The following is a 13,788-nucleotide window of genomic DNA, read 5'->3' as shown; positions in this document are numbered from 1 at the left end:
ATGCTTGATATTTGGTTTTAATAAATCAGGAGTTAACCTATATTAGCGCAACGCAATTCAATTGGTTACAGCCTCCATGAAAGACATAGATACACTCATCAGCAACAACGCGCTATGGTCAAAGATGCTGGTAGAAGAGGATCCCGGATTTTTTGAAACGCTGACTCACGCACAAAATCCGCGCTTTTTATGGATTGGATGTTCCGACAGTCGCGTTCCCGCAGAACGTTTAACCGGTCTTGAGCCGGGTGAATTATTTGTTCACCGTAATGTTGCCAATCTGGTTATTCACACCGACCTGAACTGTCTCTCAGTGGTTCAGTATGCGGTGGATGTGCTGGAAGTGGAACATATTATTATTTGCGGCCACTATGGATGTGGTGGTGTACAGGCGGCTATTGAAAATAAAGAACAGGGGCTGATTGATAACTGGTTACTGCATATTCGCGATATCTGGTTTAAACACAGTTCACTGCTGGGCGAAATGCCGCAGGAACGTCGCATTGACACCCTGTGCGAACTGAATGTAATGGAGCAGGTCTACAACTTGGGCCACTCAACCATCATGCGTTCAGCCTGGAAGCGCGGTCAGAAAGTTACCATTCACGGCTGGGCTTACGGTATTCATGATGGCCTGCTGCGCGATCTGGACGTCACCGCCACCAGTCGCGAGACGCTGGAGCAGCGCTATCGCCAGGGGCTGTCTAACCTCAGCCAGAAACATACCAATCACAAGCAGATACCAACAAGCGGCAGCGACGCTTAAGTCGCTTTTCGGCCTGCGGGGAAGTATCGTGCAGGCCGAATAAGCAAAGCGCCATCAGGCGCTCCCGACATTACTCGTCCAGCAGCACCACTTTGCCAACGTACGGCAGATGGCGATAACGCTGGGCATAGTCAATGCCATAGCCGACAACAAACTCATCTGGGATAGAGAATCCGATAAACTCAACCGGAACATCCACTTCACGACGGGTAGGTTTGTCCAGCAGCGTACAAATAGCCAGGGATTTCGGCTCGCGCAGGCTCAGAATCTCACGCACTTTGGACAACGTGTTACCGGAGTCGATGATGTCTTCGACAATCAGCACGTCCTTGCCACGAATGTCTTCATCCAGGTCTTTCAGGATTTTAACATCGCGCGTGGTGGACATTCCGCTGCCATAGCTGGAAGCAGTCATGAAATCGACTTCGTGGGAGACATGCACTTCACGGCACAGGTCGGCCATAAACATAAATGAGCCGCGTAACAGACCAACCAGCACCATATCGCTGCCGCTGTCCTTGTAACGTTCGTTAATCTGACGTCCCAGTTCAGCAATACGCGCTTTGATCTCCGCTTCCGGGATCATGACTTCAACAGTATGTTTCATATCTCTAACCATATGATTTAAAAACAAATCACTCAATGCTAACTTTTAATAAGTCAGCATCTAAGCGCAAGGCACGCAGTATACCAGCAAAAGCATTCATACGCGGCATCTGTTGATAAAGTTCATAATGTGACGTTTATCACGCGTTTTAGCTCCTATAATTAACTGCTATTAAAGAAATAACACCTGTGATGGTATTTTTTATGGCAAATAACAACGTACGTTCTCAACGGCTTATCGTGACCCTGAGCGCCCTGTTTGCGGCACTTTGTGGACTATATCTCCTGATTGGTGGAGGCTGGTTGGTCGCCATCGGTGGCTCCTGGTATTACCCGATCGCGGGCCTTGCCATGCTCGGTGTGGCTCTCCTGTTGTGGCGCAGTAACCGATCCGCCCTTTGGCTGTATGCCGCCCTGCTTCTCGCCACCATGATTTGGGGCGTCTGGGAAGTCGGCTTTGATTTCTGGGCGCTGACGCCGCGTAGCGACATCCTGGTCTTCTTTGGTATCTGGCTTATCCTGCCTTTCGTCTGGCATCGCCTGATTATCCCTTCCAGTGGCGCAGTAGCGGCGCTGGTGGTGGCCCTGCTGATTAGCGGCGGTATCCTGACCTGGGCTGGCTTCAACGATCCACAAGAGGTTCACGGCACGCTGAGTGCAGATACCTCTCAGGCCGATGCAATCTCAGCGGTTGCCGACGAGGACTGGCCGGCTTACGGTCGCAATCAGGAAGGTCAACGCTACTCACCGTTAAAACAAATTAACGCTGACAACGTTCATCAGTTGAAAGAAGCCTGGGTATTTCGTACCGGGGATTTAAAACAACCCAACGATCCCGGTGAAATCACCAATGAAGTCACGCCAATAAAAGTGGGGGATACTCTTTATCTGTGTACCGCCCACCAGCGGCTGTTCGCCCTGGATGCGGCCAGCGGTAAAGAGAAGTGGCATTTCGATCCCCAACTCAATACCAATACCAGCTTCCAGCACGTAACCTGTCGCGGCGTTTCTTATCATGAAGCCAAACCGGATACGGCTTCTGCAGAGGTGATGGCCGACTGTCCGCGCCGCATCCTTTTGCCGGTCAATGATGGTCGACTGTTTGCCTTGAATGCCGAGACCGGCAAGCTGTGCGAAACCTTCGCCAATAAAGGTATTTTGAATCTGCAGACCAATATGCCGGATACCTCACCGGGCCTGTACGAACCGACGTCTCCCCCGATAATCACCGATAAAACTATCGTTATTGCCGGGTCGGTAACCGATAACTACTCAACCCGCGAAACATCCGGGGTGATACGTGGTTTTGACGTCAATAACGGCAAGCTTCTGTGGGCGTTTGATCCCGGTGCCAAGGATCCTAATTTCATCCCGTCAGATGAACATACCTTCACCTTTAACTCACCCAACTCCTGGGCGCCTGCGGCCTACGACGCGAAGCTGGATCTGGTGTATCTGCCCATGGGCGTTACCACGCCGGATATCTGGGGCGGTAACCGCACACCGGAACAGGAACGTTACGCCAGCGCCATTCTGGCGTTAAATGCCACGACCGGGAAATTGGCCTGGAGCTATCAGACCGTTCACCACGATCTGTGGGATATGGACTTACCGGCGCAGCCAACCCTGGCGGATATCAACGTCAATGGAGAGAAAATTCCGGTCATTTATGCCCCGGCAAAAACCGGTAATATCTTTGTGCTTGACCGCCGTAATGGTGAACTGGTGGTGCCTGCCCCGGAAAAACCGGTGCCGCAAGGTGCAGCCAAAGGTGATTATGTCAGCAAAACCCAGCCGTTCTCCGATCTCAGTTTCCGTCCGCAAAAAGATCTCAGTGGTGCGGATATGTGGGGCGCAACCATGTTTGACCAGTTGGTGTGCCGCGTAATGTTCCACCAGCTGCGCTATGAAGGCATTTTTACCCCGCCTTCAGAGCAAGGCACTCTGGTGTTCCCGGGTAACCTCGGCATGTTCGAATGGGGCGGTATTTCCGTTGATCCCAACCGTCAGGTAGCCATTGCCAACCCGATGGCGCTGCCGTTCGTTTCTAAGCTGATCCCACGCGGTCCCGGCAACCCGATGGAGCCGCCGAAAGATGCCAAAGGTACTGGCACAGAGTCCGGGATTCAGCCGCAGTACGGCGTACCGTTCGGCGTAACGCTCAATCCATTCCTTTCACCATTTGGCCTGCCGTGTAAGCAGCCAGCATGGGGCTACATTTCCGCCGTAGATCTGAAAACCAATCAAGTGGTGTGGAAAAAACGCATTGGCACGCCACAGGACAGCATGCCATTCCCAATGCCGGTTCCGGTGCCGTTCAATATGGGGATGCCGATGCTGGGTGGACCTATCTCCACCGCGGGTAACGTGCTGTTTATAGCCGCGACTGCCGATAACTATCTGCGCGCATACAACATGAGCAACGGTGAAAAACTGTGGCAGGGTCGGCTTCCGGCAGGCGGCCAGGCAACGCCGATGACGTATGAAGTTAACGGTAAGCAATATGTGGTGATATCCGCCGGGGGCCACGGCTCATTTGGCACCAAGATGGGCGATTATATTGTGGCATATGCGTTGCCGGACGACGCGAAGTAAAATGGACAACGCCCGCTAATCAGCGGGCGTTTTTTTATTCAAACTTCAGTGACAGTAACGACGCTTTTGCGGCTTCCTGATACTGAGCCACAAGATCTTTGGTCATATTGAAGGAGACCTGCACCGCTTTCTCGTTTTGCGAGGTAATCAGCAGCATATTGAGAATTTCAGTATCCGGCGCTTGAGAACGGAAAGTAATCAGCCACGCTTTATGTCCATCAACCGTGACAGGTTCCGCCTGCGGCTTGAAGTTGGTCAGCATCTTCAGTGTCGCATCCTTTGCCATATCCAACTGAGCGGCAGGCAACGCGTTGCGCCCGGCGGTAATACCTAGAGACGCTTTACCGCGTTCGTCACCGTAAATCACCTGTGGACGGTTTTCAGAGGGGTATTTGATTTTTGCCATTTCGTCCGGCATCGGCGTGAGCGTCTGCGGAATTTCGAGACTTAAATTCAGTTTTGAAATCTGTTGGCGTTCCATCTTCATCGCAGCCTGTGCCGAAACCGCCAGAAGCATAATAAAAGATGCCGTCAGTACTTTACGCAAAAGGGTCATGAATACCTCGTGATGAGTGATTAACCTCATCAGTATATGAATGCTTTTACTCGACGATAAAGTAATAATCCGTTTTTGAAATAAACATTTAGCGGATAGCGCCACCGCTATCCGCCGCTGTTTATACGGTAAAACCGAGCATCATCCCGGTGTCTTCATGCTCTAACAAATGGCAGTGCGCCATATAGGCATGTTCCTTTGGCGCGTCGTGGTCAAATTTCACCAGCACCTCGCTCACGCCGCCCTCTACCCGCACCGTATCTTTCCATCCCGCGCGGTGCGCAGCAGGTGCTTTGCCATTTTCAGACAGAATACGGAACTGCGTGCCGTGAATGTGGAACGGATGCAGCATCATGTCGCCCTGACCGGAAATTACCCAGCGTTCGTGTTGACCTTTCGCCGCGGCAAACATCGGTTTATTCATATCAAACGCCTGACCATTAATCCGGTTGGCATTATGGAAATCGAATGTTCCATGCTTCATGTTGCCCATGTCACCATGCTGCATATTCCCCATCTCACCGTGGTTCATATTGCCATGCTTCATGTTCCCGTGGCCCATATTGTCATTATTCATATGGCCCATCATCTTCCCATGATCCATACCCGCCATAGCCTGAGCGCCGTACTTCTTCATCAACATTTGCATGCCCATCATGTCGAGCATTGGGTCCATCGATAATTGCAGTTTGCGCACCGTCAGCCCCTCAAGCGATGGCAGCGCCGGCATGGATGTCAGCGTATCCGGCAACGTGCCGGAAGCGGTAATCAGCAGCGGCTGAACGCGCATCACCGGATGCGGCTTATCAAATGGCGCAATCGCCATGCCCATCTGACCCACAGGCAGAGTGACCAGATCAAACGCTTTACCGTCGCTCACATCCACCAGCACTTCAAAGCGTTCGCCCATCAGCATAGGAAGTTCGGTTACTTTTACTGGCTCCGCCAACAGTCCGCCGTCGCTGGCAATAACGTACAAAGGACGATTGTCGCTGGCCGCGATATTCAGTGAGCGTGCGTTACAACCATTTAGCAGACGCAGGCGTAGCCAACCGCGCGGTGCAGCATGCTGAGGATAAATCGCCCCATTGGTCAGCAGCGTATCGCCAAACCAACCGACGGCAGCGGTCATGATGTCCAGTTGATAGTTAACCTGACCATCAGCAGAGAACTGTTTATCCTGAATAATCACCGGCACATCATCAATGCCCCACTGCTTAGGCAGCAGCAGCTTGCGAATCTCTTCATCTTCAATCAGCACCAGTCCGGCCAGGCCCATCGCCACCTGATGACCAGTCTTCCCATGCTGATGCGGGTGGAACCAGCAGGTTGCCGCGCGCTGATCCGGTGTGAAGGTCACAGAACGTTTCCCACCCGCCGGAATAATACCTTGCGGGCCACCGTCGACTTCACCGGGGATTTCCAGCCCGTGCCAGTGCAACGTCGTCTCTTCGGCAAGCTGGTTATGGATATCCACCGTCACCGATTGCCCTTTACTCAGCTTGACCGCCGGCCCGAGCAAACTGCCGTTATATCCCCAGGTCGTGGCTGTTTTACCGGCAAAACTCGACTGTCCGGCTTGCACGATCAGCTGCATACGGTTAGAGGCATCTGCGGTTAACAGGTCTGGAATGGGTAATGCGGGACGGTCTGCAGCAAATACGCTCCGGCTCCACAGAGGTAACGCTGACGCGACGCCCAGCGCCACGGAGTACTTTAAAAAGTCACGACGTTGCATAATCACTTCCTTATATTCAGCAGCTTAAGCAGGCTATCTTTTAAGCATAAGCCTTCCCCTTACGGGAAGGTCAAGTAAACGGCTAATAATAAAGGTCGTCGCTTCGCTCGCAGTGTGCTAACGTTTAAATTCCGTGATGCAGTGGTAGAAGCAATGAAGACGTTTTTCAGAACCGTTTTGTTCGGCAGCCTGATGGCCGTATGCGCAAACAGCTACGCGCTTAGTGAGTCCGAAGCCGAAGATATGGCCGATTTAACGGCAGTTTTTGTTTTTCTGAAAAATGACTGTGGATACCAGAATTTGCCAAATGGGCAGATTCGTCGCGCACTGGTCTTTTTTGCCCAGCAAAACCAGTGGGACTTGAGTAATTACGACACCTTCAATATGAAAGCGTTGGGTGAAGACAGCTACCGCGACCTCAGCGGTATAGGCATCCCAACGGCCAAGAAATGCAAAGCGCTGGCACGTGACTCCCTGAGCCTGTTGGCTTACGTTAAATAGCCTCTATCCACTGAAACGTCTATTGAAACAATGACTGGGCATTCCCTGTCATTGTTTACTTTGGATCACCAAGATCACATCATTTTTGAAAACGAAGATTTTGGCTGCTGGATGACGTGATGCAAATCACCGAGCGCGATGAGTTTATGAATCATGAAATGATGGCCCACGTTCCTGTATTGGCCCATAGCCATGCCAGGAATATGCTGATTATCAGGAGGGGGGACGACGCTATACCGAGTGAAGTACCACGTTCGCGACTTCACCTACGACGTGAACAAGGAAAATATCTTTCATACTAAGATTTTACTGAAAGAAATCTACCTTCAGCACTGCACGTCCCATACTGAACCGAAAGAGTTTAGAGAAGAGGAACCTAATGTCATCACCGGTCTGCTCTGGAGAGAGATACGCGAAATCTACTCCCCCCATAATATACAAGTAATTTTATCTAACTTCACATTCAGACACCGATTTTCAACACAGGTCTTGTGACAAAAATTGTTTATTACCACCGACGACAAATTGTAGTTCTGCACCGCTCTAAAGAAACAGCATTAAATATTAATTCAGGGATATTCTCAAATATTTTACTAGAGTTATCATTCACGATCACTGATTCGTTAAATTGATGTTCAGCTTCAAAATATTTTTTGATATCTACAGATGAATTTGGATAATTTTTAAAAGAAATATTAACAAGTTTTTGTCGGGCCACGCAATAATTACTAATTATTTCTATACTATGTTTTTCAGTTTCACTTATCTTTTCAGAACGCAGATCCTCAGTAATATTTATACAATTATTCAAATCCTCTTCAATACGCTCTTTAATTCTTAAGCCATATTTATAAAACAACCCCCTCATTTTTTCACAGTCGATTAGTTCAGATCGAACAATACTTCCGCTTTCAACACTAGCATCAACACATTGGTTAAAAAATCTAAAATCTATCGGTTGGTCTGGGGCACCCTCTCGCATGTCTTTCACAATAAACTCTAATCTAGAAAGTCGAACGAACTTAATATTCTCAGGAATTGAATATTTAGCAAGCACAGCACCTTCAATTATACACACTGTCATGATCAGAATTATTGAAACCTTGCCTGGTTTTTTAAAAAAATGGGTCTTCCCATCTACACTTAGGGCACCTAAGACGAACCCAGTAACAAAACCACCCAAATGTGCCATGTTATCTACAGGCAGAAATAATCCTAAACATATTACAATAATAACATTGGTGAAAATTTTAGAAAATGGAAGCTCGATCTTGTTACACAATCCAAAAGCTAGCAAATAGCCGGTAATACCAAGAATGGCTCCTGATGCTCCACAACTAACTAACAACTCATATCGATGAACTACAGCACTTAATATCCCTCCAGCGATACCAGATAACATATAGACAGCAATAAAAACTCTACGTGAAAACATGTTTTCAAACAAAAAACCAATCCCAAGCAGTGCAATCATATTAGAGAAAAAATGAAAAATACTTAAATGCATAAACATGCTACTTAAAAGTCTCCAGTATTCACCTGATAGGGTTAACGGAGACGCATTCCCTCCCCATGCAATGATGAATGAGGATGCTTGATATAAATTAAACGCCCGCGAATCCAAATAAGCCGAAAAAACAAAGAAAACAAAATTAACAAAAACAAGAACCGCAGTAACAGCCCATTTACTATTTTTAAACCCACTTATCTTTAGATAACTCATGATTGATAATCCCTGTTTCTGATTTACTTTCATCCATAAAATTTAGACATCTTGTTAATTCACAAGATGTCTAAATTTAAAACCTCCCAGTTAATTACACAACCCTAAGAAGATCATTTTTGCTTTAAAAATTCACGATAAGCCGCCACGACCTGAAGAAAGTCCTCTACGCCGCACAGTGAAAAGCTCTCTTCGTCGTAGTAGCTCATCCCCTCTTCCATTTCATCTCCGGAGAATTCCAGCTGATTGGCGCGCACCATCACCTCTTCACCATCCAGCCAGAGCGTGTATTCATGCCCTGCTCGCTGCCAGGAGCGCTCACTGCCCTTCACCGCATGCGCCGCCTGTTCCACTTCATCAAGTAAGGCCAGGTTCTCTTTCACTTCTTCGTTAAACCAGTGCCCCACCACCTCGTGGCCCATGGACATACGCACTTTTACCACTCCGGTAATATCGCGCAGAAATTCGTAATCCATAATGTCTTCCTCTGCTCCCGGCAATGCGCCAATACCGCATTGCGCCTTGCTGTAATTATCGCAGCAGCGCGGCAGAAAAAAAGCGTAGCGGGTATAAGGAATAGAAATAAAAATGCCCGGAGAAGCAGACTTCTCCGGGCATTGATGCGTTTTTACACAAATCGCGTTAGCGTATTACACCGCGGTCTGGAAAATCACACCATCGGCTTTCTCAGTATACTGAGACAGCTGGTCGAAGTTCAGATAACGGTAAGTATCCACCGCCGTCTTATCAACCTGCGCCACATAGGTCTGATATTCTTCCGCCGTCGGCAGTTTGCCAATCAGCGCCGCAACCGCCGCCAGCTCCGCAGAAGCCAGGTAGACGTTCGCCCCGGTACCTAAACGGTTCGGGAAGTTACGGGTAGAGGTCGAAACCACCGTTGCGCCGTCAGCCACACGCGCCTGGTTACCCATGCACAGCGAACAGCCTGGGATCTCAATACGCGCACCGCTCTTACCAAACACGCTGTAGTAGCCTTCTTCGGTCAGCTGCGCCGCATCCATACGGGTTGGCGGAGCCACCCACAGACGCGTCGGCAACTGGCCTCTGTGCGCATCCAGCAGTTTACCCGCCGCACGGAAATGGCCGATGTTAGTCATGCAGGAGCCAATGAAGACTTCGTCGATCTTCTCGCCCTGCACGTCAGACAGCAGACGCGCGTCGTCCGGATCGTTCGGTGCACACAGGATTGGCTCTTTGATATCCGCCAGATCGATGTCGATCACCGCCGCGTATTCTGCGTCAGCGTCGGCTTCCAGCAATTGCGGATCCGCCAGCCATTTTTCCATCCCCTGCACACGACGCTCCAACGTACGGCGATCGCCGTAACCTTCCGCGATCATCCACTTCAGCAGAACGATGTTAGAGTTCAGATACTCAACGATCGGCTCTTTGTTCAGTTTGATGGTACAACCGGCAGCGGAACGTTCAGCGGAGGCATCGGTCAGTTCGAACGCCTGCTCCACTTTCAGATCCGGCAGACCTTCGATTTCGAGGATGCGGCCAGAGAAGATGTTTTTCTTACCTTTCTTCTCAACGGTCAGCAGACCCTGTTTGATCGCGTACAGCGGAATGGCGTGTACCAGATCGCGCAGGGTAATCCCCGGCTGCATTTTGCCTTTGAAACGCACCAGAACGGATTCCGGCATATCCAGCGGCATCACGCCGGTCGCAGCAGCAAACGCCACCAGGCCAGAACCCGCCGGGAAGGAGATGCCAATCGGGAAACGAGTATGGGAGTCACCGCCGGTGCCGACGGTATCCGGCAACAGCATGCGGTTCAGCCAGGAGTGGATTACGCCATCCCCCGGACGCAGCGACACGCCGCCACGGTTCATGATGAAGTCCGGCAGAGTGTGGTGCGTGGTCACGTCAACCGGCTTTGGATACGCGGCTGTGTGACAGAAGGACTGCATCACCAGGTCAGCAGAGAAGCCCAGGCACGCCAGGTCTTTCAGTTCATCACGGGTCATCGGGCCGGTGGTATCCTGAGAACCCACAGAGGTCATCTTCGGTTCGCAGTACGCGCCCGGACGGATACCTTTCACGCCGCAGGCGCGGCCCACCATTTTCTGCGCCAGAGAGAAGCCGCGGCTGCTTTCCGCCACGTCTTTCGCCTGACGGAATACGTCGCTGTGCGGCAGTCCCAGCGCTTCGCGCGCTTTGGTGGTCAGGCCACGACCGATGATCAGCGGAATACGGCCACCAGCGCGCACTTCGTCGATCAGCACATCAGTTTTCAGCTCAAAGCTTGCCAGCAATTCGCCGGTTTCGTGGTTACGCACTTCCCCTTTGAACGGGTAAACGTCAATCACGTCGCCCATGTTCATGTTCGAAACGTCCACTTCGATTGGCAGTGCGCCCGCATCTTCCATGGTATTGAAGAAGATCGGTGCAATTTTGCCGCCGAGACACAGACCGCCGCCGCGCTTGTTGGGTACATGAGGGATATCATCGCCCATGAACCACAGTACGGAGTTGGTTGCAGATTTACGCGAAGAGCCGGTACCAACAACGTCACCCACATAAGCCAGCGGGTAGCCTTTTTTCTGCAGTTCTTCAATCTGTTTGATCGGGCCTACCGCGCCCGGCTGGTCCGGTTCAATACCTTCACGGGCGTTTTTCAGCATCGCCAGCGCGTGCAGAGGGATATCCGGGCGAGACCATGCGTCCGGTGCCGGAGAGAGGTCATCGGTGTTGGTTTCACCCGTCACTTTAAACACGGTAACGGTGATTTTTTCAGCCAGAGCTGGACGGTTCAGGAACCATTCGGCATCGGCCCAGGACTGCATTACCTGCTTCGCATATTCGTTGCCCGCTTTGGCTTTTTCTTCTACATCGTAGAAGTTATCGAACATCAGCAGCGTTGAAGAGAGCGCTTTGGCGGCGATCGGCGCCAGTTTTGCGTCGTCAAGCGCGTCGATCAGCGGATGAATGTTGTAACCACCCTGCATAGTGCCCAGCAGTTCAATGGCTTTTTCTGGAGTCACCAGCGGGGAGGTGGTGTCGCCTTTCGCGACGGCAGCGAGAAAACCCGCTTTAACATAAGCGGCTTCATCTACGCCAGGAGGAACGCGGTTGATCAACAGGTCTAACAGGAATTCTTCTTCGCCCACAGGCGGGGTCTTCAGCAGCTCGACAAGTGCGGCCATTTGGGTTGCGTCTAACGGTTTTGGCACAATCCCCTGGGCAGCACGCTCAGCTACGTGCTTACGGTATTCTTCTAGCACGACGATATCTCCTCGCTCTCATTGTCATAATGCGGCGCTTTTGTAGATGGGCGATTCTCTTCACGCTCCTGTGAGACAGTAGTTAGTAGGGTAAATGCCCGGTACCGCGTAAGGCACAATAACAGGATTTTCATTAAGTGTTAATCCGTTTACAAAAAAGCAACATAAAAAATTAGCTGAATCGTTAAGAATGGTGTAGCGACAAGGCGGGGCGTAATTTAGGCTCCCTAAAAACGATGTAAAACGGTTAATTTTCAAGCGTGACATGCTGAATATTCCAGCGATTTTTCAGCCATCAGATATAATTGTGTAATAAATCTTCACACTCTTTTTCCGGACCTGCCGGGTGAATCCCCAATAAAAGTCAAAACTATCTAACACGGGTGAATAATACTCGCGGCAACAGAACGCCTCACGGCACAGCGCTCGTCTCGTTGGAGTCATTTTATGAAGTTGCCCTTTAAGCCACATCTGCTTGTCCTTCTGTGCAGTGCCGGGCTGTTTGCCGCCTCTGGCGTGATGTTCGTTAAAAGTCGCGCAACGGAGCCAGCAGCTCCAGCCCCCGTCGCACAGCAACCGTCCGCACCGGCTCCAGCTCCCGTAGCGGCCCCTGCCCCGGCCGATCAACCAGCGCCCACCGCAGCCCCTACGTACACATCGGCACAAATCGATCAGTGGGTTGCGCCTATCGCGCTCTATCCGGATTCACTGCTGTCGCAAATTTTGATGGCCTCAACCTACCCGGCCAACGTCATCCAGGCCGCGCAGTGGTCAAAAGACAATCCCAAAATGCAGGGTGATGCCGCCATTCAGGCCGTTGCCAGCCAACCCTGGGATCCCAGCGTGAAATCGCTGGTGGCGTTTCCACAGCTGATGTCGCTGATGGGTGAAAATCCGCCGTGGGTACAGAGCCTGGGCGATGCATTCCTTGCGCAGCCGAAAGAGGTTATGGATTCCGTTCAACGCCTGCGTGCGCTGGCGCAACAGACCGGAGCATTGCAATCAACACCGCAGCAGACTGTTACCACCGTGGCCAAAGCAGCTCCGGCTAAAACCGTTACCAGCGAGTCAACGACCACAACAGCCACGACCGCCGCCTCAGCAAGCCCAACGGTAATCAAAATTGAATCCGCCGACCCGCAGGTAGTTTACGTTCCCACCTATAACCCAAATACGGTTTACGGTACCTGGCCGAACACCGCCTATCCGCCAACCTATCTACCGCCAACGCCCGGCGAGCAGTTTGGCAACAGCTTCGTTAACGGTTTAGGCTTCAGCCTCGGCGTCGCCACAACTTATGCCATCTTCAGCAATATTGACTGGGATGACGACGATGACTGGGATCACCATCATAACGATGACTGGGATAACCATGGCGGCTATAACCGCAACGGTGATAACAACATCAATATCAACGTTGATAACTTCAATAAAATCAGTGGACAGCGTCTGACGGATGCCAACCGTACCTGGCAGCACAACCCGGCCTATCGCGAAGGGGTTCCGTACCCTAATAGCCAGCTCAATAACCGCTTCCACTCCACTAACACGGCTACTGGCCTAAGCTCAACCCAGCAAAGACCGGTCAACCGTGATAGCCAGCGTCAGGCAGCGTTGAGCCAGATGGAAAAATCAACGGGGAAAACCTTCCCCCAGACGGCGCGTACGGGAACGAAAGACGCCCAGCGTCAGGCATCCAGCCAACAACTAAAGCAAATTTCCCAGCGTAATAACTACCGTGGTTACGATAGCAAACCGCAAACGGCAAAACGGGCAAACACTCAGCAACATGAACATCGCCAGGCCGCCACTCAGCGACAAGAGAAACGGGTCACGCAACCAGCGCAGCAACGCAACGTGCAGCAGCGCAATCTTCAACAACGGACCAGCCAACCGCGGGCCAATGCGCTGAGCGGCAACGACAGTCGCTCCGCCAGTTGGCAGGCGCAGCAGCAGCGAGGGGCTCAAAGCAGGCAGGTCGCCCGCAACCAGCCATCTCGCCAGCTATCCGGCGACCGTGCTGAACACCGTGAATTCCGTCATCGTTAAGGGAAC

10 protein-coding genes are annotated in these 13,788 nt (G+C 51.3%); 4 read left to right on the top strand and 6 right to left on the bottom strand.

Features of this window, described 5'->3' with window-relative positions:
* Nucleotides 1–76 precede the first annotated feature (76 nt).
* Complete coding sequence (gene can / locus OGV38_RS22845) at nt 77–766, top strand: carbonate dehydratase (protein ID WP_016151733.1); 690 nt, start codon at nt 77–79, stop codon at nt 764–766.
* Between the two features lie 70 nt (nt 767–836).
* On the opposite strand, the gene hpt is transcribed toward can, so the two are convergent.
* A complete protein-coding gene (hpt, locus tag OGV38_RS22840; protein ID WP_016151732.1) occupies nt 837–1,373 on the bottom strand; it encodes a hypoxanthine phosphoribosyltransferase in 537 nt (178 codons plus the stop codon).
* Nucleotides 1,374–1,576: 203 nt separating this feature from the next.
* Here hpt and OGV38_RS22835 point away from each other — a divergent pair, with 203 nt between their 5' ends.
* A complete protein-coding gene (locus OGV38_RS22835; protein WP_047499131.1) occupies nt 1,577–3,967 on the top strand; it encodes a glucose/quinate/shikimate family membrane-bound PQQ-dependent dehydrogenase in 2,391 nt (796 codons plus the stop codon).
* Between the two features lie 34 nt (nt 3,968–4,001).
* On the opposite strand, the gene OGV38_RS22830 is transcribed toward OGV38_RS22835, so the two are convergent.
* Complete coding sequence (locus OGV38_RS22830) at nt 4,002–4,523, bottom strand: hypothetical protein (protein WP_016155709.1); 522 nt, start codon at nt 4,521–4,523, stop codon at nt 4,002–4,004.
* Nucleotides 4,524–4,644: 121 nt separating this feature from the next.
* Nucleotides 4,645–6,261: a multicopper oxidase CueO gene (gene cueO, locus OGV38_RS22825; protein ID WP_046275358.1), complete on the bottom strand. Its 1,617-nt coding sequence runs from the start codon at nt 6,259–6,261 to the stop codon at nt 4,645–4,647.
* A 153-nt stretch (nt 6,262–6,414) separates the two neighbouring features.
* Here cueO and OGV38_RS22820 point away from each other — a divergent pair, with 153 nt between their 5' ends.
* Nucleotides 6,415–6,762, top strand: a complete 348-nt coding sequence (locus OGV38_RS22820; protein WP_003018667.1) for a YacC family pilotin-like protein — start codon at nt 6,415–6,417, stop codon at nt 6,760–6,762.
* Nucleotides 6,763–7,270: 508 nt separating this feature from the next.
* On the opposite strand, the gene OGV38_RS22805 is transcribed toward OGV38_RS22820, so the two are convergent.
* The 3 genes from OGV38_RS22805 to acnB all read right to left on the bottom strand — a co-directional run bounded on the left by OGV38_RS22805 (nt 7,271) and on the right by acnB (nt 11,733).
* Nucleotides 7,271–8,485, bottom strand: a complete 1,215-nt coding sequence (locus OGV38_RS22805; RefSeq protein WP_047417156.1) for a rhomboid family intramembrane serine protease — start codon at nt 8,483–8,485, stop codon at nt 7,271–7,273.
* A gap of 113 nt (nt 8,486–8,598) precedes the next feature.
* Complete coding sequence (gene yacL / locus OGV38_RS22800) at nt 8,599–8,961, bottom strand: protein YacL (protein ID WP_016155706.1); 363 nt, start codon at nt 8,959–8,961, stop codon at nt 8,599–8,601.
* Between the two features lie 174 nt (nt 8,962–9,135).
* Complete coding sequence (gene acnB, locus OGV38_RS22795; RefSeq protein WP_269519379.1) at nt 9,136–11,733, bottom strand: bifunctional aconitate hydratase 2/2-methylisocitrate dehydratase; 2,598 nt, start codon at nt 11,731–11,733, stop codon at nt 9,136–9,138.
* Nucleotides 11,734–12,180: 447 nt separating this feature from the next.
* Between acnB and OGV38_RS22790 the strand changes: the two genes are divergently transcribed.
* Complete coding sequence (locus tag OGV38_RS22790) at nt 12,181–13,782, top strand: DUF3300 domain-containing protein (protein ID WP_137367166.1); 1,602 nt, start codon at nt 12,181–12,183, stop codon at nt 13,780–13,782.
* The last annotated feature ends 6 nt before the right edge of the window (nt 13,783–13,788 follow it).

It is taken from the genome of Citrobacter sp. Cb080, from assembly GCF_030334745.1.
GTDB lineage: Bacteria > Pseudomonadota > Gammaproteobacteria > Enterobacterales > Enterobacteriaceae > Citrobacter > Citrobacter braakii.
This window is presented reverse-complemented; position numbering and strand designations above follow the sequence as displayed.

Bases quoted from the DNA above. Each gene is read 5' to 3' on its own strand.
- can (WP_016151733.1), top strand. From the start codon at position 77: ATGAAAGACATAGATACACTCATCAGCAACAACGCGCTATGGTCAAAG.
- hpt (WP_016151732.1), bottom strand. From the start codon at position 1,373: ATGAAACATACTGTTGAAGTCATGATCCCGGAAGCGGAGATCAAAGCG.
- OGV38_RS22835 (WP_047499131.1), top strand. From the start codon at position 1,577: ATGGCAAATAACAACGTACGTTCTCAACGGCTTATCGTGACCCTGAGC.
- OGV38_RS22830 (WP_016155709.1), bottom strand. From the start codon at position 4,523: ATGACCCTTTTGCGTAAAGTACTGACGGCATCTTTTATTATGCTTCTG.
- cueO (WP_046275358.1), bottom strand. From the start codon at position 6,261: ATGCAACGTCGTGACTTTTTAAAGTACTCCGTGGCGCTGGGCGTCGCG.
- OGV38_RS22820 (WP_003018667.1), top strand. From the start codon at position 6,415: ATGAAGACGTTTTTCAGAACCGTTTTGTTCGGCAGCCTGATGGCCGTA.
- OGV38_RS22805 (WP_047417156.1), bottom strand. From the start codon at position 8,485: ATGAGTTATCTAAAGATAAGTGGGTTTAAAAATAGTAAATGGGCTGTT.
- yacL (WP_016155706.1), bottom strand. From the start codon at position 8,961: ATGGATTACGAATTTCTGCGCGATATTACCGGAGTGGTAAAAGTGCGT.
- OGV38_RS22790 (WP_137367166.1), top strand. From the start codon at position 12,181: ATGAAGTTGCCCTTTAAGCCACATCTGCTTGTCCTTCTGTGCAGTGCC.